Annotated in this window: 22 protein-coding genes and 1 pseudogene; 14 read left to right on the forward strand and 9 right to left on the reverse strand. The window is 61.2% G+C overall.

Features of this window, described 5'->3' with window-relative positions; genetic code table 11:
- Positions 1–57: 57 nt before the first annotated feature.
- The 9 genes from ACQ4WZ_RS07300 (at position 58) to ACQ4WZ_RS07340 (ending at position 7851) form a co-directional block, all read left to right on the forward strand.
- Positions 58–1341 carry an NAD(P)/FAD-dependent oxidoreductase gene (locus ACQ4WZ_RS07300; protein ID WP_436572967.1) on the forward strand — a complete coding sequence of 428 codons (1284 nt, stop codon included), beginning with the start codon at positions 58–60 and terminating at the stop codon, positions 1339–1341.
- Complete coding sequence (locus ACQ4WZ_RS07305; RefSeq protein WP_436572968.1) at positions 1338–2114, forward strand: DUF1365 domain-containing protein; 777 nt, start codon at positions 1338–1340, stop codon at positions 2112–2114. The genes ACQ4WZ_RS07300 and ACQ4WZ_RS07305 overlap by 4 nt, the downstream gene beginning before the upstream one ends.
- On the forward strand, positions 2111–3316 hold the full coding sequence (locus ACQ4WZ_RS07310; RefSeq protein WP_436572969.1) for a class I SAM-dependent methyltransferase: 1206 nt from the start codon (positions 2111–2113) through the stop codon (positions 3314–3316). The genes ACQ4WZ_RS07305 and ACQ4WZ_RS07310 overlap by 4 nt, the downstream gene beginning before the upstream one ends.
- Positions 3317–3425: 109 nt before the next feature.
- On the forward strand, positions 3426–3875 hold the full coding sequence (locus ACQ4WZ_RS07315) for a nuclear transport factor 2 family protein (protein WP_436572970.1): 450 nt from the start codon (positions 3426–3428) through the stop codon (positions 3873–3875).
- Positions 3872–4372 (forward strand): TspO/MBR family protein, encoded by a 501-nt coding sequence (locus ACQ4WZ_RS07320; protein ID WP_436572971.1) that lies wholly within the window; start codon positions 3872–3874, stop codon positions 4370–4372. The genes ACQ4WZ_RS07315 and ACQ4WZ_RS07320 overlap by 4 nt, the downstream gene beginning before the upstream one ends.
- 35 nt (positions 4373–4407) lie before the next feature.
- Complete coding sequence (folE, locus tag ACQ4WZ_RS07325; RefSeq protein WP_101481573.1) at positions 4408–5115, forward strand: GTP cyclohydrolase I; 708 nt, start codon at positions 4408–4410, stop codon at positions 5113–5115.
- A 22-nt stretch (positions 5116–5137) separates the two neighbouring features.
- Positions 5138–5563: a BLUF domain-containing protein gene (locus ACQ4WZ_RS07330; RefSeq protein ID WP_101481572.1), complete on the forward strand. Its 426-nt coding sequence runs from the start codon at positions 5138–5140 to the stop codon at positions 5561–5563.
- Between the two features lie 232 nt (positions 5564–5795).
- Positions 5796–6779: a MerR family transcriptional regulator gene (locus ACQ4WZ_RS07335; protein WP_436572972.1), complete on the forward strand. Its 984-nt coding sequence runs from the start codon at positions 5796–5798 to the stop codon at positions 6777–6779.
- An 88-nt stretch (positions 6780–6867) separates the two neighbouring features.
- Positions 6868–7851 (forward strand): NAD(P)/FAD-dependent oxidoreductase, encoded by a 984-nt coding sequence (locus tag ACQ4WZ_RS07340; RefSeq protein ID WP_436573866.1) that lies wholly within the window; start codon positions 6868–6870, stop codon positions 7849–7851.
- 29 nt (positions 7852–7880) lie between these two features.
- Here the strand turns inward: ACQ4WZ_RS07340 and ACQ4WZ_RS07345 are convergent, their stop codons facing one another.
- Positions 7881–8576, reverse strand: coding sequence for an SDR family NAD(P)-dependent oxidoreductase (locus ACQ4WZ_RS07345; RefSeq protein ID WP_218973491.1), 696 nt, complete (start codon positions 8574–8576; stop codon positions 7881–7883).
- 392 nt (positions 8577–8968) lie between these two features.
- Positions 8969–9364 carry a thiol-disulfide oxidoreductase DCC family protein gene (locus tag ACQ4WZ_RS07350; protein ID WP_436572973.1) on the reverse strand — a complete coding sequence of 132 codons (396 nt, stop codon included), beginning with the start codon at positions 9362–9364 and terminating at the stop codon, positions 8969–8971.
- Positions 9365–9672: 308 nt separating this feature from the next.
- Between ACQ4WZ_RS07350 and ACQ4WZ_RS07355 the strand changes: the two genes are divergently transcribed.
- The 4 genes from ACQ4WZ_RS07355 (at position 9673) to ACQ4WZ_RS07370 (ending at position 15116) form a co-directional block, all read left to right on the forward strand.
- Complete coding sequence (locus ACQ4WZ_RS07355) at positions 9673–10122, forward strand: DUF3429 domain-containing protein (protein WP_436572974.1); 450 nt, start codon at positions 9673–9675, stop codon at positions 10120–10122.
- A 296-nt stretch (positions 10123–10418) separates the two neighbouring features.
- Positions 10419–12077, forward strand: coding sequence for a methyl-accepting chemotaxis protein (locus tag ACQ4WZ_RS07360; protein ID WP_436572975.1), 1659 nt, complete (start codon positions 10419–10421; stop codon positions 12075–12077).
- A 261-nt stretch (positions 12078–12338) separates the two neighbouring features.
- A complete protein-coding gene (locus ACQ4WZ_RS07365) occupies positions 12339–12575 on the forward strand; it encodes a hypothetical protein (protein WP_101481567.1) in 237 nt (78 codons plus the stop codon).
- Between the two features lie 309 nt (positions 12576–12884).
- Positions 12885–15116 (forward strand): NADP-dependent isocitrate dehydrogenase, encoded by a 2232-nt coding sequence (locus ACQ4WZ_RS07370; RefSeq protein WP_436572976.1) that lies wholly within the window; start codon positions 12885–12887, stop codon positions 15114–15116.
- 93 nt (positions 15117–15209) lie between these two features.
- On the opposite strand, the gene ACQ4WZ_RS07375 is transcribed toward ACQ4WZ_RS07370, so the two are convergent.
- The 6 genes and pseudogenes from ACQ4WZ_RS07375 to ACQ4WZ_RS07400 all read right to left on the reverse strand — a co-directional run bounded on the left by ACQ4WZ_RS07375 (position 15210) and on the right by ACQ4WZ_RS07400 (position 21190).
- Positions 15210–15653 carry a DUF411 domain-containing protein gene (locus ACQ4WZ_RS07375; protein WP_436572977.1) on the reverse strand — a complete coding sequence of 148 codons (444 nt, stop codon included), beginning with the start codon at positions 15651–15653 and terminating at the stop codon, positions 15210–15212.
- Positions 15654–15710: 57 nt separating this feature from the next.
- Positions 15711–16115, reverse strand: coding sequence for a hypothetical protein (locus ACQ4WZ_RS07380; RefSeq protein ID WP_436572978.1), 405 nt, complete (start codon positions 16113–16115; stop codon positions 15711–15713).
- Between the two features lie 30 nt (positions 16116–16145).
- Positions 16146–17486, reverse strand: coding sequence for a sensor domain-containing protein (locus ACQ4WZ_RS07385; RefSeq protein ID WP_101481564.1), 1341 nt, complete (start codon positions 17484–17486; stop codon positions 16146–16148).
- Between the two features lie 192 nt (positions 17487–17678).
- Positions 17679–18797, reverse strand: a pseudogene (locus tag ACQ4WZ_RS07390) (sulfotransferase family protein).
- A 32-nt stretch (positions 18798–18829) separates the two neighbouring features.
- Positions 18830–19456, reverse strand: coding sequence for an adenylyl-sulfate kinase (cysC, locus tag ACQ4WZ_RS07395; protein WP_436572979.1), 627 nt, complete (start codon positions 19454–19456; stop codon positions 18830–18832).
- Between the two features lie 24 nt (positions 19457–19480).
- Complete coding sequence (locus tag ACQ4WZ_RS07400) at positions 19481–21190, reverse strand: methyl-accepting chemotaxis protein (protein WP_436572980.1); 1710 nt, start codon at positions 21188–21190, stop codon at positions 19481–19483.
- Positions 21191–21612: 422 nt separating this feature from the next.
- On the opposite strand from ACQ4WZ_RS07400, the gene ACQ4WZ_RS07405 reads away from it, so the two are divergent.
- On the forward strand, positions 21613–23223 hold the full coding sequence (locus ACQ4WZ_RS07405) for a hypothetical protein (protein WP_436572981.1): 1611 nt from the start codon (positions 21613–21615) through the stop codon (positions 23221–23223).
- A gap of 82 nt (positions 23224–23305) precedes the next feature.
- Here the strand turns inward: ACQ4WZ_RS07405 and ACQ4WZ_RS07410 are convergent, their stop codons facing one another.
- The gene (locus tag ACQ4WZ_RS07410) at positions 23306–24670 is read right to left on the reverse strand and encodes an amino acid permease (RefSeq protein ID WP_436572982.1); all 1365 of its coding nucleotides are present in this window, start codon (positions 24668–24670) and stop codon (positions 23306–23308) included.
- Between the last annotated feature and the right edge of the window lie 39 nt (positions 24671–24709).

The following is a 24709-nucleotide window of genomic DNA, read 5'->3' on the forward strand; positions in this document are numbered from 1 at the left end:
ATGGTAGTAATATTAGCATGCCAGTAATAAAATGGTCAGCATAAACAACAAAACTACATGAACCCGCCACGTAAACGTATCGCCATCATCGGCTCCGGCATCTCAGGCCTGGCCAGCGCCTATTTCCTCAACCGCAAGCACGACGTCGTGCTGTTCGAGGCCGGCGGCTATCTTGGCGGCCACACCAACACCGTGGATGTGACGCTGGAAGGGCGCTGCCATGGCGTCGATACGGGCTTTCTGGTCTATAACGAGCGCACCTATCCCAACCTTGTGGCGCTGTTCGACGAGCTGGGTGTCGACAGCATAGCCAGCGACATGTCGTTCGGCGTGTCCATGGACGGCGGAGCGCTGGAATGGGCAGGCTCCAGCCTCGATACCGTGTTCGCGCAGCGCCTCAACGCCGGCTCGCCTTCCTTCCTGCGCATGCTGTGGGACATCCTGCATTTCAACCGCAACGCGGAGCGCTTTCTGCAATGGTCGAACCAGACAGCGCTGACGCTGGGACAGCTTCTGCAGCAGGAGGGCTATGGCGCGCGCTTCCGCGACGCCTATCTGCTGCCGATGGCGGCAGCAATATGGTCCAGTTCGCCAAGCGATATCTTGCAGTTTCCCGCAGCGACCTTTTTGCGTTTCTGTCTGAACCACGGTCTGTTGCAGGTCAACGACCGTCCGCAGTGGCGCACGGTCGCAGGCGGAGCCCGCCACTATGTCCACAAGATCGCCGCCACGCTGCCTGACATTCGTCTGAACACGCCGGTGCATTCCGTGCGGCGCAGCGCTGGCAGGATGCAGGTGTGGAGCAATGGAGCGGGCGCCGACGAGTTCGACGCCGTCGTGTTCGCTACCCACGCGCCGACCACGCTGGCCATGTTGCACGACGCCAGCCAGACAGAGCGCGCTATCCTCGGCGGCGTGCGCTACCAGCCCAACACGGCCTACCTGCACACGGACGCGAATCTTATGCCTCGGCGGCGCAAGGTCTGGTCGGCCTGGAACTACCTGGCGGGCGCGCAGTCGGACGGACAGCGTCCCGTGTGCGTGAGCTACTGGCTGAACCAGCTGCAGGCATTGCCGTTCGAAACACCAGTGATCGTGACGCTCAATCCGCACACCCTGCCGGCCGAAAGCAAAATGCTGGCCAAGTTCGACTACGCCCACCCGGTGATGGACCTGGCCACCGTACGCGCGCAGCAGCAGCTTGCGCAGATCCAGGGCAAGGGCGGTGTCTGGTTCGCCGGCGCCTGGACCGGCTACGGCTTCCACGAAGACGGCCTCAAATCGGCACTGCGCATCGCCGCGGCATTCGATACGGCGCCACTTTGGAGTGTGCTGCCATGAAGCAGCCTGCCGCCCAACTGTTGCACGGCCAGGTGACGCATGTGCGCCTGCGCCCGGTGCCGCACCGTTTCGTCTATCCGCTATTTTATGTGCGCTTGAACCTGGACCGGCTGGACGAATGTCATTCTCGCTGGTTCGGCGTGGACCGCTGGCGGCCCCTGTCGATATGGCGGCGCGACTATGGCCCGCGCGATGGCTCCAGTCTGGAGCAATGGATGCGCGCTCTACTGCGCGACCACCGCATCGACGCCGACGGCGAAATCTGGTTGCAAACCTTTCCCCGCGTGGCTGGCTATGTGTTTAATCCCGTGAGCTTCTGGCATTGCCACGACGCGGCTGGGCAGCTGCGCGCTGTGCTGGCCGAGGTCAACAACACCTTCGGCGAAAGCCACCGCTACCTGATGCGCATCGGCCACACGGCGGGTGGCGCGTCCACGGCCACTGCTGTCAAGCAGTTGCACGTGTCGCCGTTCTGCGAGGTGCAGGGACACTATCGCTTTCGCTTTCGCCTGGACGGTGCCAGCCACTGCACCGGGCTTGATTATCACGACGGCGACGGCGTGCTACTGCGCACCGCGCTCAGCGGCCGCCCCGTGCCGATGACCGACAGCGCATTGGCTGTTGCCCTGCTGCGCTATCCGCTTCTGGGGCTCGGCATTGTGTTCCGCATTCACTGGCAGGCGTTCAGGCTCTGGCTGAAACACGTTCCGTTCTTCAGCAAGCCGCCTGCCCCCGCCCATCAAACCACCGTGCACCAGGAGACTGTCCGATGAATCGCACCTTGTCCACCGCCACGCTGTCCGCCCCCGCTGGCGCGCGGCTATTCCTCAGGCTACTGAGCAATATCCGTCACGGGCACCTGGAACTGATCACACCCTGCGATACGCGCATGGTGTTCGGCGACGCCCATGCGTCTTCCGGCGCGACGCTCAAGCTGCACGACTGGCGCGCCTGCCAGCGCATACTGCGCGCGGGTGACATCGGCTTTGCCGAGGCTTACGCGGCTGGCTGGGCCAGCACGCCCGATCTGACCGCGCTGCTGCGCCTGGCACTGCGCAACGAAGCGTCGCTGGACCAGCTGGTGTTCGGCGGCGCGCTGGCGCGCTGCTGGTACCGGCTGCGGCACTGGCTGCGCCCCAATACGCGCAAGGGCAGTCAGCGCAATATCCACGCGCACTACGACATCGGCAACAACTTCTACCAGCTCTGGCTCGATCCCAGCTGGACGTATTCCAGCGCGCTGTTCGACGGCGACTACCAGTTGACGCTGCAGGACGCGCAGCGGCGCAAATACCAGCGCATCATCGACACGCTAGAGCTACGGCCCGGCCAGTGCGTGCTGGAAATCGGCTGCGGCTGGGGCGGCTTTGCCGAGCATGCCGCGCAGCAAGGTATCCACGTGCATGGCGTGACGATTTCGCCGTCGCAGCTGGAGGTGGCGCAGCGCCGCGTGCAGGCGCTGGGGCTGACCGACCGCGTGCAGCTGGCGCTGTGTGATTACCGTGACCTGGGCGGCGAGTACGACGCCGTGGTGTCGATTGAAATGTTCGAGGCCGTGGGCGAGCAGTACTGGCCGCAGTATTTCCGCACCGTCGCGGCGCGGCTCAAGCCCGGTGCACAGGCGCTGGTACAGTCAATCACCATCGGCGAACAGCATTTTCCGCGCTACCGCAGCAGCACCGATTTCATCCAGCAGTATATTTTCCCCGGCGGGATGCTGCCCAGCGTCGAACGTTTCGAACGCCAGGCGGCCCGTTGCGGCCTGCGCCCGGTCGAACGCCACGCCTTCGGCCGCGACTACGCCGAAACGCTGCGTCGCTGGGATGCTCGCTGCCGCCTGCACCATCCGCAGATTGCGGGCCTGGGCTTCGATGAACACTTCATGCGGATCTGGCATATGTACTTTGCCTATTGCGAGGCTGCCTTTGACGAGGGGCGAACCGATGTTGTTCAATTCCTGCTCCAGAAGGCCTAGTCGGCCATGACGTTGCTGTGGCGCCTGGGCCAGGTCGCGCTGATGTTCCGCGGGCGCGCATGCGCCCCTTCAACCGGCCCATCGCCATCACTTACTTTTTGCTGGCAAAATGAACGATACTGAACCACTCCTGGCATGGTATGCCTCGCTGACCCCGGACACCGTTGGACGGGCGGGCGAATTCTACGCGGCGGACGCGCAGTTTCGCGATCCGTTCAACGATGTGTGCGGCGTTGCAGCGATTGAGGCGATCTTCCGCCATATGTTTGTCCACACCGAGCAGCCGCGCTTCATCATCGGCGAGCGCGTGGTGCAGGGCGACCAGGCCTTCGTCACCTGGCTATTCGTGTTCCACTTGCGCGGCGTGCCGTATCAGATCTCCGGCGGCAGCCATTTGCGCTTCAATGCGGACGGTCTGGTCGTGATGCACCGCGATTACTGGGATGCCGCCGAAGAGCTGCTGGAAAAGCTGCCACTGGTCGGCGCCCCGATCCGATGGCTGCGCGGCCGCTTCCGCGTACCGGTGCCCGATGCAGCAACAAAGGGGAGGAGGGCATGAGCGCGGCCAAGTCCATGAAGCCGGGCGCATTCCTTCAGCTGGCCGGCTGGATCGCGCTGACCGCCGCTTTTGCGGCGCTGGGCGCGTTCGCCTCCGTTCACGCGGCCGTGTTTTATGCGCAGCTGGACCGCCCCGGCTGGGCACCGCCCGCCTGGCTGTTCGGTCCCGTGTGGAGCTTGCTGTATCTGATGATGGCCATCGCCGCCTGGCGCATCGGTCGCACGGCTGCACCGCGCGCGTACCCGGCGCTACTGCTCTATCTGGCGCAGCTGGCGGTCAACGCACTATGGAGCTGGCTATTTTTTGCCTGGCATCGGTGCGCGGCGGCGTTTGTGTGCATCGTCGTGTTGTGGCTGATGATCGCGGCTGCCATCGTGCTGTTCGGCCGCCGCGAACGCCTCGCCGCCATGCTGCTATGGCCCTACCTGGCATGGGTCAGCTTTGCCGGGGTACTGTGCTTCAGCATCTGGCAGCGCAACCCTGTACTGCTCGGATAAACGATACATCGCACTACCAACAACAAGGAATTCCCATGACGAATGAAAAGCAGCTTAATTACCGTGTCGCCGGCACGCCTGCCTCCGCACGCATACGCGCCCGCTTGATGGCGAGCGGTGTCCGTTTCCACGCCAACGACAATATCGCCGACTACATCGAAAGCGGCGAAATGGATGAACTGCTGGACGAGGTCAGCCTGCGCATGCAGGGCGTGCTGGAGAGTCTGGTGATCGACACCGCCAACGACCATAACTCGCAGGATACGGCGCGCCGCGTGGCCAAGATGTATTTGCTGGAAGTGTTCGGCGGGCGTTACATCGCCCCGCCGCCCGTGACAGAATTTCCCAACGCCGCCAACCTGAACGAGCTGATGATCATCGGTCCCATCACCGTACGCAGCGCCTGTTCGCACCACTTGTGCCCCGTCATGGGCAAGGTGTGGATAGGTGTGATGCCCAACCAGCACTCCAACCTGATTGGCCTGTCCAAGTATGCGCGGCTGGCGGGATGGATCATGAGCCGCCCGCAGATCCAGGAAGAAGCCGTGGTCCAGCTGGCAGAACTGCTGCAGGAAAAGGTCAAGCCGGACGGTTTGGCCGTGATCATGGAGGCCGATCACTTCTGCATGCAGTGGCGTGGCGTTAAAGACAATGACGCGCGTATGATCAATAGCGTCATGCACGGTTCATTCCTCAAGGACCCCGCGCTGCGGCGCGAGTTCCTCTCACTGATCAAACGCTGATACACCATCCAAAGGAGTTCCTATGCTCGTCCGTTTACTGTATGCCAGCCGCACCACGGGCACTATCGATGTCGCTACCATCGGCGCCATACTCCAGCAGTCCCGCCGCCACAATCCACCCAGCGGCATCACCGGCGTCCTATGCCACAGCGAACGGTTTTACCTGCAGCTGATCGAAGGCGGACGCGAACAGGTCAATATCCTGTATGCCCGCATTCTCGCCGATGCACGACACACGGGAGTAACACTGCTGCACTATGAAGAAATGAGCGAGCGTCGCTACGCTGGCTGGACGATGGGGCAGACCAACCTCGACAAGCTCAACCCGGGCACGCTTCTGCGCTACTCGATGCTTCCCGAGTTCGATCCGTTCGCACTTGGCGGAGACAGTTCGCTCTCGCTGGTCGACGAGCTGATGGCTGGCGCTGCGGTCCTTGGCCGGGCATAAGGGCGACGCGCCATCTCATCTGCACGAAATCTGTCGAGGAATCAGCCGTTTGCGGCGGGTTCATGTTCAATTTTGTTGCTTTTAACTCAAAAAAGTGGGGTCTGTCCCCGTCTCACCAGGAGTTGCTGTGGCGATGAACTGGATTTGCACCGCTGTCTTCGGTATTTTTCGTCTGTTGTCTGCCGATTGCGCGATATAATCAGACATTATAGGTTCATTATCGGTTCTAGCTATGGTGCAATCTTTACTCCCTCCTCAGGTCGACAACAGCCAGGCTGTTCAATATCGCAGCGGGGTCGCCGCCAGACTTGCTGGCTTGCCGGTTGAAACGTTGCGGGTGTGGGAGCGTCGCTACGGCATCTCCGACACCGGCCGTAGCGCGCATGGCCAGCGCTTGTATTCCGAGGATCAGGTTCGTCGGCTGCGGCTTATGAAGCAACTGGTCGACCAGGGTCATCCGATTGGCGCGCTGGCCAAGCTGCAGTTGGAACAGTTGGGCCAGTTTGCGTTGGTACCGGAGCCTGGCGTGCCTATGCAGCCTTTGCAGCCTCTGCGCCTGGCGCTGATGGGTGCGGCTCTGGCGCGACGCCTGGCCGTCGGCGGGCGAGAGTTGCTGGCGCTCGATATCGTCGCCAACTTTCAGAATCTGGACGATGCGGCCGCGGCATGGGCCGGCACCGGTGCGCAACTGCTGTTGATGGAAATATCGGAACTCGATGAGCACGTGGTGCCGGCGATTTGCGCGCTGCGCCAAAAACTGGGAATGGCGGTGGTGGTGTTGTACCGTTTCGGCGCCAGCGCGACCATACGCCAGTTGCGCGCTCAGGGCTGCCTGGTTGCGCGCGTACCCAGCGATGTGGCAGAAATAGTGTTGCTGTGCCAGGCGGCGCTGGCTGCGTTGCCCTTGGCGCAAGCTCAGCTTGCGCGGCAGCGCCCGGCGGCGCCTGTCCCGCGCCGCTTCGACGACCGGGCTTTGGCGGAGCTGGCGGCGGCCAGCAGTACTGTCCACTGTGAGTGCCCGCGCCATCTGACGGAGATCTTGTTAATGATCAACAGCTTCGAGCGTTACAGCGAACAATGCTCGTCGCGCAATGTGGCCGACGCGCTGCTGCATGAGCAGTTGGGGCACGCCGCCGCAACCGCCCGCATGGTCCTGGAGGAAGCACTGTTGCGGCTTGCCCGGGCGGAGGCCCTGCCTTTGCCGGCGGGCCTGTAAGCGCAAGGTCATCACTTATCAGGAGCACTATGCCGTATTCCACCATCACGACAGCCCGCTGTGCACTGCGCAAGAGGCTGAAAATCTCATGACGAGCTCTTTTCGCATCGCCGTCATTGGCGCCGGCATCGCCGGTCTGGCCTGTGCCACGGCCCTGAAGCAGGCAGGCTTCCAGGTCTGTCTGTTTGACAAGAGCCGCGGCGCGGGAGGGCGCATGAGCACACGGCGCGGCGCCAACTGGCAATGCGACCATGGCGCACAGTACTTTACAGCGCGCACCCCTGAATTTCGGGCCGAGGTGGTCCGCTGGGAACATGCCGGCGTGGCTGCGCATTGGCAGCTGCAGCTGCGCAGCCCCGATGCCGACGGATGCAGCCGCGGTGCACCCGTCGAGCGCTTCGTCGGCGTTCCGCGCATGTCATCTATCGCCGCGTGGCTGGCCGCAGATCTGGCATTGCACACAGAGACTGCGATCAGTGCCTTGCAACGTGAAGACAGCGCCTGGCGCTTGCATGTGCAGGACGAGGGGCCTCTTGCGCAGCGCTATGACATGGTAGTGCTTGCCGTGCCGGCGCCGCAGGCGGTACCACTGCTGAATCAGGTGGCGCCATTGCAGGCCGCGCTGGCGGCCGGGACAAGCATGGCAGGCTGCTGGGCAATGATGCTGGAGTTTGCGCAGCCGTTGGCATTGGACTTCAATGCGGCTTTCCTCAACTCCGGTCCGCTGCGCTGGGTGGCACGCGACAGCGCCAAGCCTGGCCGTAGCGGTCGCGAAAGCTGGCTGTTGCATGCCAGTGCTGAATGGAGCGAGACGCACATTGAGCTCGATGCCGATAGCATTGCCGCGCAGCTGCTCGCAGCCTTTATCAGTTTGGGCGGGCAGGTACCGCAACGCTGGAGCGTACACCGTTGGCGCTATGCCAGTACGCCCCAGGCGCGCAACGATGTCTGCATTTGGGAGGCAGGGCAGGGTCTGGGTATCTGCGGCGATTGGCTGAACGGTGGCACAGTGGAGGCTGCCTGGCTTAGCGGTCATGCACTGGCACAACGCATCATTGCCGGCTCCGCTTAAGCGTGGCGCGCGTGCTGGCGCAGTGCGTACTACCAGGGGAGCCGCGTGCCGTCGTATGCCAGGAATGTGCCGCTGTCAGACGGCCTCAGGGTGTCTAGCACGGTGAGCATGTCGCTGGCGGCGTCATGTGCCGGACGTCCTATAAGCTCACCGCGAAATGGCCGCGACAACCGGGAGTTGACGGTGCCCGGATGCAGCGCGACCAGCACGCTGTGCTTCTGGTTGCGCGCCAATTCAATGGCTGCCGTCTTGACCAGCATGTTGAGTGCGGCCTTCGAAGCGCGGTAGCTGTACCAGCCGCCTAGCTGATTGTCACCTATGCTGCCCACTTTCGCCGATAACATGGCCATGATGGCGCGTTCACCATCGAGCAGGGGCAAGAAATGGCGCATGACTAGTGCCGGCCCCATGGTGTTGGTCTGGAAAATTGCCTGCATCTGCTGATAATTCAGGTCGGCCAGGCGTTTCTCAGGCATGAGATTGCCGTCGTGCAGCATGCCTGCGGCGTTGATGATCAGGTGATAGCGGGGCTTGGTGGCAAGTTCTCTTGCGGCCTCGGCAATGCTGTTTTCGTCGGTAAAGTCGAGTCGTGGTGTCGAGTGGCGATGCAGGCCGCACACAGATGCGCAGCGTGGCATGGCGCTCAACAGGTCGACGAATGCGGCGCCGATCGCGCCCGACGCTCCAAGCACTAGCGCGTTAAACTGATCAGGAAGGCTGGACATCATGGCATGCTGCTCCATTCAAAGGTGGGGGTGTAGCTATCTGTTTCCTCAAGTGCCGGTGAGCGTTGCCTGACTTCGCTATGCCGACTCCGCTGCCTGTACTGGCCCTGCGCAAACTGTGCGCCGGAGCCTGTGGACAGGATAATTTTCTCATCCTCAGTTTCCTTGTTGTTGCTGCCGTTACAAAGCACGCTGGCGCTCATACCGACTTGGCCATGGCAACTGGATCTGGTCGGACGAACCTGCAATTCGCGATTCCCAGCTTGAGCTTATCGGCCGGCGTTGTGCGTGTCCAGCGTGTTTTGCTGTTTCCTGTGTCAAAGACGGTTCATATTCGGTTCATTGTATCGGCAGTTGTTGAAGCTACGCCGTGCCCGACAATACTTGCACTACTACCGCTTGGCAGTGGCGAATTGTCTGGTCAGCCACTGGATGCCGGGACGCAGGTGCAAGAAGCCACGATAAAGCAACTCCAGCAGCGCTTGCATGCCGGGTAAGGAGCCCAGTTTCCCTAGCCAGCGCCACGACGGGTATAACAGCCAGAGGGCAACGAATGCCGCCGCGCCGCTCAGCATGGCGCCTTCCTTCGTTTGCACATGAAATCGCGCCATCAACTCCCTGCAACTGCAACCCTCGATTGCCGTTTGCTTGGTATCGCTGACATCGACCCATTGGATGGGACTCGTCGGCACAGTACCTTGATAGAGGCTGATTTCCCATCGGCATAAAGGGCAGGAGCCATCAAAAAAAACGGTTGTCGTGACACTGTTTTCGTCAGGATTGGGCATGATATGGCCTCTTCAAATTGTTATCACTTGTTGCAGTGAACCTACATTGAACCAGTTTATATTGGACTATGCGGTTCATTATAGCTACAATCTCGCCATACTTGCTAGTGCAGCGATAAACGCCGCATGACATTGATAAACAAAGAGGGTTGCATGAACAAGCTAGCATTGAATGCGGCGGTGGCCGGCGAGCTGGAGGGGGCCGCCCCGCCCGATGCCGTTACCAGTCTGGCGCAGGAAAAGAGACGCTGTGTTGCCTGTCAGGTGTGCGCCAGCGGTAGCGCCACAAGCTGCATGGGGTGGTTCAAATGAACCGGGGCAGCACGCCGCGCATCGTTGCCTGCCTGGCTTACGCTGGCCTGATACCGTTCCTTGCCTTATTGGCGGCGAGCTGGCTCGATACGCAGCGTAGCAGTGTCTGGCAGCAATTATCACTTCAATACGGCGCTGTGATCCTCAGTTTTGTAGGCGCGCTGCATTGGGGTTTTGCCATGAGCGTGCAATTCGTCAGTGATCGTAAGCGCAACGTCTGCTTTGCCTGGAGTGTGATTCCCGCCTTGCTGGCCTGGTTGGCCTTGGCGCTTGACCCGCTTGCCGGCAGTGCCTTGCTGGCGACCGGCTTTGGCGTCCATTACTTGCAGGACTGGCGGCTATTCAGGCACGCCGGGCTGCCCGGGTGGTATTTACCGCTGAGGCTACAGTTGTCTGTCGTCGCTGCTGCAAGTCTGCTTGCCACCAGCTTCGCCAGCCATGCATGAGGCGAGGCGCGATGACCCATCAGACCGATGATGGCCCAACTTTCATCCTCGACAACAAGAAACGCTACACAAGCAACGGCTGGGAAACAGATGGGCAGTTTCCGTCCTGAATAAATTCACGCCTTTTAGAAAAATCCTGCCTTTCCGCGCTGCGTGCCCATTGCAAGAAATTAAAGATTGCTAATTTTAAATTTGCAACCGCTATCTGCTCGCTAAAGACGTTGCCGCAAAGAATCATCATTTATCGGACAATGGCTTCCTGATCGCTCTGTCCGGCAACCTACATAAAGACTTGTATGAACAATTCCACTCAAACCGTCGGCACCCGTCTGGCTATAGGTTTCGGCATCACTTTCGCGTTGACAATCTTGCTCACCGGCCTAGCCATGAATCGAGTCGGCAGTATCGATCAGACGCTCAGCCGCGTCAACGATGTCAATAACGTCAAACAGCGCCACGCGATCAACTTCCGCGGCAGCGTCCATGACCGTGCGATTGCCGTGCGCGACGTGGTGTTGGCCACTGACGCCGCCGCCGTCCAGGCGCAGGTGAACAAAATCAAGGCGCTTGATGAAAAATACCAGCAATCGGCGGCCCCCCTCGATGCCTTATTTGCCGGTGCCGTGACTGCCGATGAAAAAGCAGCCTTGAGCAATATCAAGGACACCGAGCGCCGCGTGCAACCGTTGATTGCCAAGGTGATTGAGTTGCGGAGTGCCGAGCAATTTGCGCAAGCTTCCAGCCTGCTGGCGCAACAGGTCGGCCCGGCCTTCGTGGACTGGTTGGCGTCGGTGAATAAACTGATCGACCTGGAGGAAAAGATGAGCCAGGACGCTACCGCCGGTGCCCGCGCGCTGAGCGGCAGCTTCTTCACCTGGATGCTAGTGCTGTGTTCGGTAGCCATTGCCGCCGGCGTAAGCAGTGCGTGGTATATCGGTAGCGGGTTGCTGAAGCAGCTCGGCGGGCAACCGGATTATGCTGTCAGTATCGTCACCCGCATCGCTGCTGGCGACCTGTCTGTCGCGATTCACACAGCGAAGGACGACCACAGCAGCCTGCTGTTCGCCATGAAAAAAATGCGCGACAACCTGGTCGATATCGTTGCGCAGGTGCGGACCGGCACCGAAACAATTTTCAACGCTTCGACCGAGATCGCAGCCGGAAACTTTGATCTCTCATCGCGCACCGAACGCCAGGCAGGAACGCTGGAAGAGACCGCATCGTCTCTGGAGGAATTAACTAGCACCGTGCGTCAGAATGCCGACAATGCGCGGCAGGCCAATGTACTGGCCGAGTCCGCATCCGAAGTTGCCGTACGTGGGGGTGCCGTGGTAGCGCAAGTGGTTGAGACTATGGCTGCAATCAACCAATCGTCAAAGAAAATTGTCGACATCATCGGCGTGATCGACTCGATTGCATTTCAGACCAATATCCTGGCGCTGAATGCCGCCGTGGAAGCGGCTCGCGCCGGCGAGCAGGGCCGCGGCTTTGCTGTCGTCGCAACCGAGGTGCGTAACCTGGCTCAGCGTTCGGCTTCGGCCGCCAGCGAAATCAAGGCCCTGATCGGCAGTTCCGTGCAGCGGGTTGATATCGGCGCGCGCCTGGTTGACGATGCCGGCACTACGATGGAAGAGATTGTGCGTAGCGTAAAACGCGTCACCGACATCATGGCAGAGATCAGCCTGGCCAGCCAGGAGCAAAGCACCGGCATCGAGTCGGTCAACCAAGCCGTAGGCGAGATGGACGAAGCGACCCAGCAGAACGCCGCCATGGTCGAACAAGCCAGCAGCGCAGCCGCATCGCTGCAGAAAGAAGCGCAGATGCTAGCCGAAGTGGTCGGCGTTTTCCAGCTCACCGCCGATCCCGAAGGTAGCCGCATTAGCACTCATGTCGCCATCAAGGCGCCTCTCTCGCGGGTCGCCTTCAAGCCGGCAGTGAGCCGCTTGGCCGCTTGACCGCTCGCGGCGGGCGAAAAATAGGGGGGCGACTTGACGTTCACGGCCAGGTTGATTGAAAACTTGCCGTAAATGCTGATGCACCCCTGTTGACGAACGGCTGGCCATGCGCAAACACGTCGCTGGATCAGGCGATCAGGTTGGTCTTGGCTGCCCGTGGCAAGTCGATATTGCGCGGAAGTGAGGGGGAAGTGGCAGGCGCGCGCCAGGAAGCCGGCAAAAACGCCAATATTGTCTAATCTTTCACGCACGGGAGCCGCCATGCCCGATATCATCGAATTGCTGCAGTGGCCCGCCATGGCCGCCTCGCTGCTGGCGGCCTGGCTGGTGGGGTCGCGCGCGGCCGCTCGGCGCTTTGCGGGCTTCTGGGTATTTTTGTTCAGCAATGGTCTGTGGGTCTGCTGGGGCTGGCAAGACGGGGCCTGGGCGCTGATCGTCCTGAATGCTTGCCTGGCGCTGACGAACGTGCGTGGCATCGTAAAGAACGAGCGCTCGTGACAGCGTTTAAGTGATTTTATTTGTAAAAAAATATTTGTTTCCTATATCTTGTACATGGCTTGCCGGACCGCATGCACCTATTTCACTGCGGAAAACCGTCAACTGCACCTGTCTACCGGGCATATTTGCTGTCTTATATAAGATTCCTCGGCATCTGATACACAAACAGCGGCAGGACAGTCTAAAATACGTGGTGGGCAAGCACGGCGTCACCGCCGGCACACTAGCCGTCCAAAGCAAGGCTAACCGTCCTGTGTTTGGAATGAAGAAAGTTAACCACCAGGCCTCACCGCATACAAGGGAATGAACATGGCAACACAAAAATCCAAAATCATCTACACGCTGACTGACGAGGCGCCGCTGCTCGCGACGTATTCCCTGCTGCCAATTATCAAAAAATTCACCGCGCCGGCTGGCGTGGACGTGGTCGCCACTGATATTTCGGTGGCCTCGCGTGTACTGGCCGAATTTCCCGAATTCCTGACGGACGCGCAAAAAGTCCCGAATACCCTGGCTGAACTGGGCAAATTGACGCAGAATCCGGACACCAACATCATCAAACTGCCGAACATCAGTGCCTCGCAAGGTCAATTGATCGCTTGCGTGCGCGAATTGCAAGGCCGTGGCTACAAGCTGCCGGACTATCCGGAAGACGCGAAGACGGAAGAAGAAAAAGCCTTGAAGGCCCGTTACGGCAAGTGCATCGGCAGCTCGGTCAACCCGGTCTTGCGTGAAGGCAATTCCGACCGCCGCGCGCCGAAGGCTGTCAAAGAGTATGCACGCAAGCACCCGCATTCGATGGGCGAGTGGAGCCAGGCGTCGCAAACCCACGTCTCGCACATGCATCATGGTGATTTCTACCATGGCGAAAAATCGCTGACCCTGGAAAAGGCACGCGATGTCAAGATGGAACTGGTCACCGCCTCCGGCAAGACCATCGTGCTGAAACCGAAGGTTTCCCTGCAAGCGGGCGAAATCATCGACAGCATGTTCATGAGCAAGAAAGCGCTGCTGGAGTTCTACGAGAAAGAAATCGACGACGCCTTCAAGACGGGCGTGATGTTCTCGCTGCACGTCAAGGCGACCATGATGAAGGTCTCGCACCCGATCGTCTTCGGCCACTGCGTACGTATTTTCTACAAGGATGCGTTCGCCAAGCACGCTGAACTGTTCGACAAGCTGGGCGTGAATGTCAACAATGGCATGAGCAACCTGTACGACAAGATCGAAACCCTGCCAGCGTCGCAAAAAGATGAAGTGTTGAAAGATTTGCACGCCTGCCATGCGAATCGTCCGGAACTGGCCATGGTCGATTCGGCCAAGGGCATCACCAACTTCCATTCGCCGAACGACATCATCGTCGACGCGTCCATGCCTGCCATGATCCGTATCGGCGGCAAGATGTGGGGTGCCGATGGCCGTCCGAAAGACGTCAAGGCAGTCATGCCGGAATCGACTTTCGCGCGTATCTACCAAGAAATGATTGGTTTCTGCAAATGGCACGGCAACTTCGATCCGAAGACCATGGGCACCGTGCCGAACGTGGGCCTGATGGCGCAGCAAGCGGAAGAATACGGTTCGCACGACAAGACCTTTGAAGTGCCTGAAGGCGGCACTGCCAACATCACCGACCTGGAAACGGGCGAAGTGCTGCTGACGCAAACGGTGGAAGAGGGCGATATCTGGCGCATGTGCCAGGTCAAGGATGCGCCGATCCGCGACTGGGTCAAGCTGGCCGTCACCCGTGCGCGCAACTCGGGCATGCCTGCCGTGTTCTGGCTCGATTCCTACCGTCCGCACGAGAATGAAGTCATCAAGAAGGTACAGGTTTACCTGAAGGAGCACGACACCAAGGGCCTGGACATCCAGATCATGTCGCAGACGCGCGCCATGCGCTACACCCTGGAACGCGCATTCCGCGGCCTGGACACTATCTCGGTGACCGGCAACATCCTGCGCGACTACCTGACCGACCTGTTCCCGATCCTGGAACTGGGCACGTCCGCCAAGATGCTGTCGATCGTGCCGTTGATGGCCGGTGGCGGCATGTACGAAACGGGTGCGGGCGGTTCCGCCCCCAAACACGTCAAGCAACTGGTGGAAGAAAACCATTTGCGCTGGGATTCGCTGGGTGAATTCCTGGCCCTGGCCGTGTCGCTGGAAGACATGGGCATCAAGACGGGCAATGCGAAGGCCAAAATTCTCGCGAAAACCCTGGATGAAGCCACCGGCAAGCTGCTGGACAACAGCAAGTCGCCATCGCCACGTACCGGCGAGCTCGACAACCGCGGCAGCCATTTCTACCTGGCCATGTACTGGGCGCAAGCGCTGGTAGCGCAGAAGGACGACGCGGAACTGGCAGCGCATTTCGCGCCACTGGCGAAAGCCCTGGCCGAGAATGAAGAGAAGATCGTCGCCGAGCTGAAAGCAGTACAAGGCAAGGAAACGGATATCGGCGGTTACTACCTGCCGGATCCGGCGAAGACGGAAGCGGTCATGCGTCCAAGCGCCAGCCTGAATGCCGTGCTCGACAGCATCTGATACGGTCCTGACAGGTAGTAAGTTGTTTACTGCTGCAAGATAAAAAACGCCGCCGGGAGTGATCCCGGCGGCGTTTTTCATTGTCCCGCAGTCTTACCGGTAGTGCTTGTAGACCTTGGTGCTGCCATCGTTTTTGACCAGCAAAACGTCATACGCATCCTTGCGCGGCCCTTCCATGCCTGGCGAGCCCACGGGCATTGCCGGTACGGCCAGGCCCCTGGCCTTGGGTTTGTCACGCAGCAACTGCTTGATCTCGCTGGCCGGTACATGGCCTTCGATGGCGTAGCCGTTGACGAGGCCCGTATGGCAGGAACCGAGCTGGTCGGGAATGCCTGCCAGCTTGCGGTATTGCGCCGGCATCTCGACATTCTTGGCGCGCACGGTAAAGCCGTTCGTTTCCAGGTGCTTGATCCATTCGGAACAGCAGCCGCAGGAAGCGCTCTTGTAGACTTCAATGACGGGCAGGGCTGCCATGGCGAAGGTGGGCAGGCCCAGCATGGCGGCGAAGGCGCCGCGCAATAGGAAAAGTTGGATCATGTGTTGCTTTCAGACGGAGAGGGTCTATCGTGGCCACGCGGGTGGCCTGCTTGGTAGTTAAGCAGAAAGCGGCCGCGGGGGCCGGCGCGGGCCGTCGGGAATGAATCCCGTCAGCAAGGTGGCCGTTGCGATGGCGACTTGTTGCGCGCCGGTGCAGGCCGCGGCAGGAAGGGCGAGGTAGGGCGGCATCAGTGCGCCCAAGCAAAAGATCGAACAGGCGCCGCACGCGGGGTGCTTGGCAGGGCTTGTATTTTCTTCTGGCGTGCCAGCGCCGTCCGGGACGGCGTATGGCTGGGCATGATGCTGCTGGCAATCCGCTGCCATCGTGGCGGCAGGCAGGGCAGCGAGCGGCGCGCACGTCCGCGTGGCGCCCGCAGCGGCCGCTTGCAGCGGCACCGCCGTGATCAACAGCAGGATCAGCCATGTTTTGAAGAGTCTTAGCATCGCCAAAAAGTATAGCATAGGGGCACTGCCGCCAAGAGCAGGCGCCCGCTAGCGCGAGGCGGCGGTGAGTACCTTCGAGGCGTACATGGCCCGGTCCGCATGGCGCAGCAGCAGCTGCATGGTATCGCCATCTTCCGGATAGTGGGCCACGCCGATGCTGACGGCGATCCGCAATTGCTGTCCGTTGCCCAGGAGCAGCGGCGTGGCCAGGGCCGCGTGGATTTTCTGCTCGATCAGGCCGACGTCCACCGGCGTGGCATTGCTTTCCAGAAGCACGACGAATTCATCGCCACCCATCCTGGCCAGGGTGTCGGTTTCGCGCATGCAATCGCGCAGGCGGCTCGCCACCGTCTGCAGCAGCAGGTCGCCACAAGCATGGCCGTGCTCGTCGTTGACCCGCTTGAAGTGGTCGAGGTCCAGGAACAGCAGCGACAGCCGGCCTTCCTGGCGGTGCGCGCGCGCGAACGCCGTGTGCAGGCGGTCGAGAAACAGGCGGCGGTTCGGCAGGCGGGTCAGCTCATCGTGCATGGCCATGAACTGCATTTGCGTCTGCAACTGCCGGCGCTCGATGGCGGTGGCAAGTTGCTTGGCGACAAATTGCAGCAAATCCTGATCCTGTTCCGTGCCGATGACGGCGTCCTGGCATCCTTGCAAGGCCAGCGCGCCGATGCTGCCCATGGAGGAATACAGCGGCACGGCTAGCCAGCAAGAGGACAGGGAGCAGGCCGCCGTTTGCAGCGCTGCCGGCAGACCGGCCAGTTGTCCCGCCTGCAGCAGCAGGGGGCGGCCGCTGCGCAGGACTTCGTCGCACAGCAGGCTGGCCAGGGACGACGTTGGCTGGGGCGCGCTGTCGTCGGCATGGCAGCTTATGGGAGGCTGTGCGCCGTGTTCGTCATGCAGCAGCAAGGTCAGGCTGCGCGTCGGCAAGTGTTCGCCGATGATGTGCTGGATGCGGTGCAGCAAGGCGGGCAAGTCCTGTGTCGCCTGCATGGCTTCGGAAATGGCGTACAGCGCGGCCTGCTTTGCCTGTGCCTGTTTCAGCAAGGTGATGTCGCGCGCCACCGCCACGCGCAGCTGGTCGGCGACGGACCAGCGGGCAGTCCACATGATGTGCGCCAGGCTGCCATCCTTGCGCAGGTAGCGGTTTTCAAAGTGCGTCTGCGCATGGCCATCCATGATGGCTTGCGCGGCGGCCAGGGTGCGCGCACGGTCGGCGGGAGCGACCAGGTCGAGCATGAGCTTGCCGATCATTTCCTGCTGCGTGTAACCGAAGATGCGTTCGCAGGCGGCGCTGACGAAGACAAAGCGCCCGTTCACATCGACCATGCACACGGCGTCGAGCAGTAAATCGGTGAAACTGGCGACCGGCGCGCTAATCATGTGTTTCATATGTTCACTATTCTAGTGGACATTGCCGATCAATATTGAAATTGTTGTTTTTAGAAAACAAAGGGCATTGATTACGGCTTGCCGGGCCGGCAGCGGCGGCGTACCGATGCTTGTTGCGGCGGGGGAGGTATCCGGTCAAAAAGTCGCATTCAGACGCAGGAGCGCAGCCTGGGGCAGGCGATGGCCAGGCTTTTAATCGCTGACGACAAACGCGCCCGGGTCGAGGTGATCCAGCGTCACGATGGTGCTACTGCCCGGTTCGTCGCTGGCCTGGCTGAGCCGTGCATGCAGCTGGGCCAGATAGTCGGCGCGGCAGCGGCGCAGCACGTAATCGCGGAAGTTATCCTGTTCCAGGTCGCGCCAGGCGCGTTCGCGTCCTTACGCCGAGTGCCTGCCGGCCATCTCGATGCGCGCGGGCGTGATGCTGGCGTCGCCCCGGCTCAGGCGTGTGTAGCCGTAGCGGTCCATGTACGGGCCGGTGAGCGTTTCGATGAGGTTGATGTCATCGTCCGACAGTTGCTGCCTGAATTTGTCGATGTTGGCCGCGATCGGCGCATAGCAATTGGCCGACCACAGCGACGACAACTGCGCGATGTGCCTCGCTTCCGCCGACGCGGCCACGTCCAGCATCTGCGGCATGAAGGCGATGCCGAGAAAGTCACATACCGCTTCCAGCGTCTCTTGTTGCCGCGACAGGAAATCTTCATAGCGTATCGTCAGCACGCGCTGCCGATGGCGTTGCAGGACCTGGTCGGCGGCCGTGTGGGCGGCCAGCCAGGTCCTGGCATTGAGCAGCGTGTCGAAGTCGTGGATGATGGCGCGGTTCATCGACGCCACTTGCGCGCGCGGATCGCGCACCACGTTCAGGAACAGCATGTCCGGATAGAGCCGCACGATGTCGTCGGCGTAGTGCACGCTGTCGAGCGACTTGTCCATCACCACCTGTGCCTGGCGGCGTTCGCCCGCGCGCAGCAGCAGCTCCCATGCCACGCGGTGGATGCTGCGCGGCTGGCCGCGCAATGTCTCGAACACTTCCACCGGATCGAAGACGCCACCCGGCCACTTGACCATGCTGACTGCCGCCAGGCCCACCACATCGACGACCAGGCGAAAGTAGGCGCGGTCGTCGCGCAAGTCGCCGTACAGGGGCAGCAGCGGCATCATATCGACCAGGTGCAGCGGATACGGTGAATAAAACTGGGGCGACAGGTTCAGGCGCAGGCGCAGCGCATGGCTGCCGCAGCGGCGCAGGGGGATCATCATGACAGGGCGCGGGCGCGCGCCGTGACCGGGAGGGGGGCTGTCGCTCATCTCATCATTCCTCGAAATTTGGGCGCGCGGCATCAGATGAAGCGCGGGCACAGCTGCTGGAACAGCCGTTCGCACGCCTGTTCCAGAGACAGCGTGCTGGTATCGAGCGTCAGCGCCGGTGCCTGCGGTGCTTCGTAGGGCGCCGACACGCCCGTAAATGCCGGGATCAGTCCGGCGCGCGCTTTCCGGTACAGTCCCTTGGGATCGCGTTCCTCGCACAGCGCGCATGGCGTGCTGATGTAGGCTTCGATAAAATCGTCGCTGCCGATGATCTGGCGCGCCATCTCGCGGTCGCTGAGCAGCGGCGAGATGAAGGCGCAGATGACCATCATGCCGGCATCGTTCATCAGCCTGGCCACGACGGCGCTGCGGCGGATATTTTCCCGGCGGTCGCAGGGAGAAAAGCCCAGGTCGCCATTCAGGTGGTGCCGCATATTGTCGCCGTCGAGCACGCAGCTCAGGCGGCCCTCCGCCAGCAGTCGCCTTTCCAGCGCGTACGCCAGCGTCGACTTGCCTGCGCCGCTCAGGCCGGTAAGCCACAGCGTCGCGGCCCGCTGGCCGGCCAGCAGACCCCGCTGCTCCTTGCCGATATGGCCCGTATGCGGGAATATGTGTTGCGCCCCGCCGCCCGCAGCGGCGATCTGTTCTCGTTTACCCACGTGCGCCACTCCCCCGTTGCCGGCTCAAAACTGCTCCCATTCGATTTCGCTGGGCTTGGCGGCGACTGGCCGTGCCGGCTTCGTCGTGGCGGGCAGGCGTCGCGCCGCCAGCGGCGGTGGCGGACGGCTGAGCACGCGTGGTGGCGCTTCGCGGCCGCCGGCGATGTTGCCTAAACGGAAGACGCTGACCACCTCGTTCAGGCTGTTGACCTGTTCCTGCATCGCTTGTGCGGCGGCGGCGGCTTCCTCGACCAGCGCCGCATTTTGCTGCGTCACATTGTCCATTTGCGTCACGGCCATATTGATTTGCTCGATGCCGGCCGATTGTTCCTGGCTGGCGGACATCATTTCAGACATGATGCCGGTGACGCGCCTGACGCTGGCGACCACCTCTTGCATGGTCGATCCTGCCTGTTCCACCAGGCGGTTGCCGGCCTGGACCTTGTCGACCGAGTCGCCGATCAAATCCTTGATTTCCTTGGCTGCGGCGGCCGAGCGCTGCGCCAGGTTACGTACTTCGGTGGCGACCACGGCAAAGCCGCGCCCCTGTTCGCCGGCGCGTGCCGCCTCGACCGCCGCGTTCAGTGCCAGGATGTTGGTCTGGAAGGCGATGCCGTCGATGACGGCGATGATGTCGACGATCTTGCGCGCCGAGACATCGATGGCCGCCATGGTGTCGACCACCAGCGCCACCACGGCGCCGCCCTTGGTGGCGACATCGGAGGCCGATTCGGCCAGCCCGTTGGCCTGGCGCGCATGGTCGGTGTTAATGCGCACAGTGCTGGTCAGTTCTTCCATGGAAGATGCGGTTTGCTCCAGCGTGCTGGCCTGCTGCTCCGTGCGCGAAGACAAGTCCAGGTTGCCCATGGCGATTTGTCCCGCCGCCGTGGCGATGGTCTCGGTGCTGGCGTGAACTTGCTGGACGATTTGCGCCAGGCTGTCGCGCATCGATTGCATGGCGTACAGCAGGCTGTGCGTGTCGCCGGCGCGGGTATGAATGGGCACGGCCAGGTTGCCGCTGGCGATTTGACCGGCAATCGCCGCCGCTTCATCGGGTTCGCAACCGAGTTGGCGCGTCACGCCGCGCGTGATCAGCACAGCGGCCAGCAGGCTGGTGACGAGGGCCAGCGAGCCGATGCTCAGCATCACCAGGCGCGCCTGGCTGTAGGCAGCCTCGGCATTGATTGACGCTTCGTTATTCTGCTTTTCCTCGACGGCGATCAAGGTGCGCAGCAATTCCCACCAGCGCTTTTGCACGGGGCGGAATTCATAACGCAGCAGTTTGTAGGCATCGTCCTGCTTCTGGTGCAGCGCCAGCGCGGCGGCCCGTTGTATGAAGGGGGCCGCCAGCTCGCTTTGTGTGCGGATCTGTTCGAGCAGGCTCTTTTCTTCGCTCGACGTTCCCCGCAGCCTGGCAAACATCGCCCCCAGCTTTTGCTGGGCGATGGCGTACTTCTTTTCCTGCTCCTCGATGCGCGCGACCTCGATCTGGATTTCCTTGTCCTCTTTCAGCAAAATCAGATTGCGCAGCGCCAGCGCCCGCTCGGTCACAGTTAAGTCCATCGTCTGGGCCAGCCTGGTTTCGACGTCGTTGACCTTGGTCGCTTCATCCATGCGGTCCTGGATTTGCCGCATGCTGGTCAGCCCCAGCGCGATGACCAGCAACAGGAACAGGGCGACCAGGCCAAAGCCCAGGCCGAGCCGCTTGGCGATGGTCAAGTTCAGAGATCTCATGCTGCCTCCTTAAGGCCGTGCTTGCTGTTTCGCATAAGTTAATGCGGATTTACTGCAAAGCACTCAGCGATCATAGTGATTGCGGGCTGGTGGAATATCACACATAGTCACTTTCAGCATTTGAGCAACAGTAGAAATATACTTGCGACGACAGTGAAGAATGAGTTAGATGGCGAACAGATGCGAACGCTGGCCTGGCAGCGGAACGTGATTTGTATCAAGAATGAAAAATTTTCATGCCACATTGCGCTCATGATTTCACCTTTCACGTCGTTATAGCTGTGTCAGCCTGGCACCTGAAGCGGCGTGTATCCCACGTCTTGCTGGAATTGGGCTAGCTTGACGGTTGATTGTTATCAAAAACTGAAAGTTATGAATATCTCACCCATACACCACTACTCGTTTAGCAAGGCATAACGACCATGACCTCCGTCTCCTCGATCCCGAGCTGGAATCCAAGCCCCTACCGCGCAGTCAGTGCCGCGGCCAACAGGACGGATACCGTGCCGTCTCCGGCGCCGACTCCTTCCGCCATCGTCGCCTTCGGCGGCCCGCCGGCCGTGTCCTCTCTCGTGCCTTCGCCGAGGGTGTGGGAAAGCCCGTCGCGCGATGGCGTCAGCGAGAAAATGACGAACAACTTCGCTTCGCGCACGTTTGGCGGGCGTTTCGGCGGCCTGGGTGCGAGCTTGCTTGAGCAGATCAAGGGGGGCGTGCGCAATGTATCGCAGGCGGTGCAGCAAGCGCCGCCGCGCATGGAACCCAATACCTATAGCGAAATCGGAGCCTTGCCGCCGGCCAGCCTGCACGGCAATGGTGAAGACAGGGTCACCCTCAGCATCACGACCAAGAGCGGCGTGGAGGTCAAGCTGTCTCTCGACAGCCAGGACGATGGCCTGGCCGTGCGCATGAGCACGAGCGGCGAACTCAGCGAGGCCGAGGCCGACGCGCTGGGCGGCATGGCGGACGCCTTCCAGGAAGCCATCGATGGCATGGCGAAAGGGCAGCCAAAGATCAAGTTGAGCGGTCTGATGCAATTCGACCAGGACGTGCTGGCCTCGGTGAACCTGCATGCGGAAGTGAAAGTGCGCACCGAGCCGCAAAGCACGCAGACGCTGGATTTCCAGGCCGACAGCGCGCAGCGCAAGGTCAGCTTCAGCGGCGTGGCCGGATCGCTGGACGTGAAAGTCGACGCCAGCCAGCTGCATGCTATGGGTAGCAAGGAGCGGCAAGCGAAGGCCATGAACAGCTACATCAAGCAGATTGACCAGGCCGCTTCGCGCGGCCACGGCGATGCCGGACTGATGTCCATGTTCAAGGATGCGTTTACGGCCATGCACAGCAATGCTCCGCTCCCGCCAGCAGGTACCAGTCTGCCGGAAGACGGCAAATGGCGGTTGGCCGCCGAAGACCGGGCCATGCTGACGGGCTTGCCGGACTTCGCCGCGTCCGTGTCGCAAACGGTGAAATTCAGCAACCCCATGCGTTCATCGGAACGGGATGGCTTCCAGTATGAGCTGTCGCAAAAGACGAGCGTGGCCGGCGCCAGCCAGGATGACCGCACGCTGCGCCAGCAGCAGCAATCGAAACTGAGTGCCAGTTTCCATCAGACTTTGATCCCCGGCCTGCCCCTGCGCCTGACCGACCAGGTGGAGTCGCAAAACTACACGTATCATCAGATCGAGGATACGGCCAGCAGCGATGCGCAAATGGCCTACAAGGATGGCAAGCTGGTCAAGGCCAGCCTGCAGCAGGAAGCGAGCCAGTCCACGCACATCATGAAATATGTGCTGGCCAAGGTGGAATCGGATGTCACCACGCCGACCAACCATTCGCTGCTGCGTGACCTGGTGGGTGTGCTGGGGCCGTACAAGACGGACGAGCTGGGCATGACGCCCGAGAAAAAAGCGGAGCAGCGTGCGCAGTTGCTGCAAACGCTGGGTGACGAGGTGCTGCTGCAGTCATATCCGGGCCAGACAATCAGCCTGTGGCAAGCTGATGTGCTGCCGGAGGAGGACGAGGCCGCCGCCGCTTAGGAATAGACAGCATGCAATGCAAAAAGCCCGCCTTCCTGCGAAGACGGGCTTTTTATTTGTGCCCGATATGGCGTAAAGCAGCCTATGCCTTGGCCTTGCTTTGCTTGATCCAGTAACCGACGCCCAGCGCGGCGAGCCACACGGGAATCAGGTAGACGGAGATGCGCAAGCCCGGCGTCAGGTACATGATCACCAGGATGCCGGCCAGGAAGACCAGGCACAGGTAGTTGGTAAACGGGTAGCCCAGGCTCTGGAACAGCGTCGTTCTGCCTTCGATCTTTTTCTGCGCGCGGAAGCGCAAATGGATCCAGCTGATCATGGCCCAGTTGATGATCAGCGCCGACACCACGAGTCCCATCAGCACTTCGAACGCTTCGCCCGGCATGAAGTAATTGACCACCACGCAGGCACCCGTGGCCAGGGCTGACACGCCCAGCGCCGCCAGCGGCACGCCGCGGCGGTTCAGGTGCAGCAGGGCGCGCGGCGCATTGCCTTGCTTGGCCAGGCCGAACAGCATGCGCGTGTTGCAGTACACGCCGCTGTTGTAGACGGACAGGGCGGCCGTCAGCACCACCACGTTCAGGGCCGTGGCCACGAGGTTGCTGTCGAGTGCATGGAAAATCAGCACGAAGGGGCTGCCGCCGGTGACGACGTTTTGCCACGGGTACAGTGACAGCAAAATGCCCAGTGCGCCAATGTAGAAAATCAGGATGCGGTAGATGGCCTGGTTGGTAGCGCGCGGAATCGTCGTGCTCGGGTCGTCTGCCTCGGCCGCCGTGATGCCCACCAGTTCCAGGCCGCCGAACGAGAACATGATGACGGCCATGGCCATCACCAGGCCTTGCCAGCCATTCGGGAAAAAGCCGCCGTGCTGCCACAGATTGGCCACCGAAGCCTGCGGGCCCGCGTCGCCGGAAGCAAGCAGCCAGGCACCGAAGACGATCATGCCGATGATGGCGACCACTTTGATGAGGGCGAACCAGAATTCCATCTCGCCGAAGGCTTTGACATTCAACAAGCTGATGGCGTTGATGGCGCAAAAGAAGATGAGCGCCGAGACCCAGGTCGGCACGTCCGGCCACCAGTACTGCACGTAGATGCCGACGGCCGTCAGTTCGGCCATGCTGACCAGTACATACAGTACCCAGTAATTCCAGCCCGACAGGAAGCCGGGCAGGTGGCCGCAGTATTTGTCGGCAAAATAGCTGAAGGAGCCGGCGACGGGTTCGTCGACCACCATCTCGCCCAGCTGACGCATGATCAGGAAGGCGATGACGCCGGCGATGCCATAGCCCAGCAGCACTGAAGGGCCGGCCATCTTGATGGTTTGCGCGATGCCCAGAAACAGGCCGGTGCCGATGGCGCCGCCCAGGGCGATGAGCTGGATGTGACGGCTTTTCAGGCCGCGCTTGAGCTCTTGTGGTTCGGTATTCCCGACTGCCGTCATATGTTTTATCCTGTTTTTACGGGGCTGAGGTCGCTGATT

This window comes from Janthinobacterium darwini, from assembly GCF_051380905.1.
Lineage (GTDB): Bacteria > Pseudomonadota > Gammaproteobacteria > Burkholderiales > Burkholderiaceae_D > Janthinobacterium.

What these genes read in the sequence shown, in the direction of transcription:
- ACQ4WZ_RS07300 (WP_436572967.1), top strand. Translation starts at nt 58, where the DNA reads ATGAACCCGCCACGTAAACGTATCGCCATCATCGGCTCCGGCATCTCA.
- ACQ4WZ_RS07305 (WP_436572968.1), top strand. Translation starts at nt 1,338, where the DNA reads ATGAAGCAGCCTGCCGCCCAACTGTTGCACGGCCAGGTGACGCATGTG.
- ACQ4WZ_RS07310 (WP_436572969.1), top strand. Translation starts at nt 2,111, where the DNA reads ATGAATCGCACCTTGTCCACCGCCACGCTGTCCGCCCCCGCTGGCGCG.
- ACQ4WZ_RS07315 (WP_436572970.1), top strand. Translation starts at nt 3,426, where the DNA reads ATGAACGATACTGAACCACTCCTGGCATGGTATGCCTCGCTGACCCCG.
- ACQ4WZ_RS07320 (WP_436572971.1), top strand. Translation starts at nt 3,872, where the DNA reads ATGAGCGCGGCCAAGTCCATGAAGCCGGGCGCATTCCTTCAGCTGGCC.
- folE (WP_101481573.1), top strand. Translation starts at nt 4,408, where the DNA reads ATGACGAATGAAAAGCAGCTTAATTACCGTGTCGCCGGCACGCCTGCC.
- ACQ4WZ_RS07330 (WP_101481572.1), top strand. Translation starts at nt 5,138, where the DNA reads ATGCTCGTCCGTTTACTGTATGCCAGCCGCACCACGGGCACTATCGAT.
- ACQ4WZ_RS07335 (WP_436572972.1), top strand. Translation starts at nt 5,796, where the DNA reads ATGGTGCAATCTTTACTCCCTCCTCAGGTCGACAACAGCCAGGCTGTT.
- ACQ4WZ_RS07340 (WP_436573866.1), top strand. Translation starts at nt 6,868, where the DNA reads ATGACGAGCTCTTTTCGCATCGCCGTCATTGGCGCCGGCATCGCCGGT.
- ACQ4WZ_RS07345 (WP_218973491.1), bottom strand. Translation starts at nt 8,576, where the DNA reads ATGTCCAGCCTTCCTGATCAGTTTAACGCGCTAGTGCTTGGAGCGTCG.
- ACQ4WZ_RS07350 (WP_436572973.1), bottom strand. Translation starts at nt 9,364, where the DNA reads ATGCCCAATCCTGACGAAAACAGTGTCACGACAACCGTTTTTTTTGAT.
- ACQ4WZ_RS07355 (WP_436572974.1), top strand. Translation starts at nt 9,673, where the DNA reads ATGAACCGGGGCAGCACGCCGCGCATCGTTGCCTGCCTGGCTTACGCT.
- ACQ4WZ_RS07360 (WP_436572975.1), top strand. Translation starts at nt 10,419, where the DNA reads ATGAACAATTCCACTCAAACCGTCGGCACCCGTCTGGCTATAGGTTTC.
- ACQ4WZ_RS07365 (WP_101481567.1), top strand. Translation starts at nt 12,339, where the DNA reads ATGCCCGATATCATCGAATTGCTGCAGTGGCCCGCCATGGCCGCCTCG.
- ACQ4WZ_RS07370 (WP_436572976.1), top strand. Translation starts at nt 12,885, where the DNA reads ATGGCAACACAAAAATCCAAAATCATCTACACGCTGACTGACGAGGCG.
- ACQ4WZ_RS07375 (WP_436572977.1), bottom strand. Translation starts at nt 15,653, where the DNA reads ATGATCCAACTTTTCCTATTGCGCGGCGCCTTCGCCGCCATGCTGGGC.
- ACQ4WZ_RS07380 (WP_436572978.1), bottom strand. Translation starts at nt 16,115, where the DNA reads ATGCTATACTTTTTGGCGATGCTAAGACTCTTCAAAACATGGCTGATC.
- ACQ4WZ_RS07385 (WP_101481564.1), bottom strand. Translation starts at nt 17,486, where the DNA reads ATGAAACACATGATTAGCGCGCCGGTCGCCAGTTTCACCGATTTACTG.
- ACQ4WZ_RS07400 (WP_436572980.1), bottom strand. Translation starts at nt 21,190, where the DNA reads ATGAGATCTCTGAACTTGACCATCGCCAAGCGGCTCGGCCTGGGCTTT.
- ACQ4WZ_RS07405 (WP_436572981.1), top strand. Translation starts at nt 21,613, where the DNA reads ATGACCTCCGTCTCCTCGATCCCGAGCTGGAATCCAAGCCCCTACCGC.
- ACQ4WZ_RS07410 (WP_436572982.1), bottom strand. Translation starts at nt 24,670, where the DNA reads ATGACGGCAGTCGGGAATACCGAACCACAAGAGCTCAAGCGCGGCCTG.